This window comes from Gemmatimonadota bacterium, from assembly GCA_026706345.1.
Lineage (GTDB): Bacteria > JAAXHH01 > JAAXHH01 > JAAXHH01 > JAAXHH01 > JAAXHH01.
Genome location: JAPOYX010000292.1, coordinates 1865 through 3236 on the forward strand (window position 1 = coordinate 1865; position 1372 = coordinate 3236).

Below are 1372 nucleotides of genomic sequence, written 5' to 3' on the forward strand. Positions count from 1 at the left end.
GGGGGTTAACGTACTTCCAGACCACTTCACCGTCCGGTGTCAGCTCCACCATGCGGCCAGGCCGCGCCAGTTGCACGAGCGTGTTACCGTTCTGCAGGCGCTGGACCGCCGAGCCGTGGAAGCTGTTGAAGCCGTCAGTGGTGTGGTACATGGACACGATCTGGTTCGAGAACAGACGACGGGATGCCCTGGGATCCTGTTGTCCCAGGGAGCGTCTCGTGCCCGGCATGACGTTCGTGTAGCCGGCTTCCGGCGGATTCACATAGTGGTCCTTCTCCACCCCGTTTTCACCCAGGTACGGATTGAGCTCCATGAACTCCGACTGGGGATCGCCATCGCCGTACGCTCGCGGCACCGACAATCCGTTATTGAACAGCAGCAGATTCCCGGCGCCGGGGAATCCGTCCCTGATCCACTGAATGTCGTGGACGCCCCCGACCTGCAGGTGGCCGGAGAATTCCTGGAGCGCCCAGTTCTTTTCCGCGTAGTGAGGGTGCTCGCCCTGACCATAGATCGCCGGATTACCGAAGCGGTAGAGAAAATCGCCGGCCTCGCCGGCCGCGAGCTCGATGCTTTCCTCAGGATCACCGGCCACGAACGTTCCGTCGTGATCGATGATGTATATCTCTTTCGTAAAGTTGCAGCTGACGGCGATATGGCCCGTCTCCGGGTTGTAGTCCAGCCCGTTGCAATGCACGTAGTCCGGCGAGAGCACGCCCCAGTTGATGTCGAGCCGCTGCGGATAGTCCGCGATGGAACGTCCGTCGCCGACGTAGTTGAGCTTCGAGCTATCGACGTCCTGGACAAGGTGATCGCGAAACCGCCACTCCCAGATCACCGTGCCGCTATTGTCGATCTCGACGATCGTGTCGATTTGCGCGCCGTCGTAGCGTTCGGCGGCACCCGGGTTCGCACCGAGTGCGATTGCCTCGTCATGCGTCAGCCGCGCATTGGCGATATAGAGGACCGTGTAGTCATCAAGCTCGGCGTTATAGATGCGCAGATGATCGTGATGGGGGCTGTAGTCCTCGCGCGGCTCCGTGTACTCCCAGAGCGTCTGACCTTCCCAGTCCCGAATGGCGAACCTCTTGTTGCCCAAGTACCCGAATACGGTGCCGTCTTCCTGCAAGTAGGCGTCATGAAAATCGGGAAAATAGTTCACGACCTGACCCGCCATGTCGATCAGATAAGCGCCCGGAACCCGCTGGGTCTTCACCATGGTGTAGCCGGAATGGGCTTTGTGCGGGTCCCAGTAGATTACCTCCGTGGGTCCGCGGGAGGCCTCGTAGGCGGAGACGGAGCCCGACATGACGACCAACAGCCCCGTAACGAAGCCAACCGATAGATTTGCAAGCCTGGTTCTCATTTGTCT

1 protein-coding gene is annotated in these 1372 nt (G+C 60.2%); it reads right to left on the reverse strand.

What is annotated here, in order from left to right; genetic code table 11:
- Nucleotides 1-1309: aryl-sulfate sulfotransferase (locus tag OXG98_20225; GenBank protein ID MCY3774339.1), on the reverse strand; the 1309-nt coding region annotated here is incomplete at its 3' end.
- Between the last annotated feature and the right edge of the window lie 63 nt (nucleotides 1310-1372).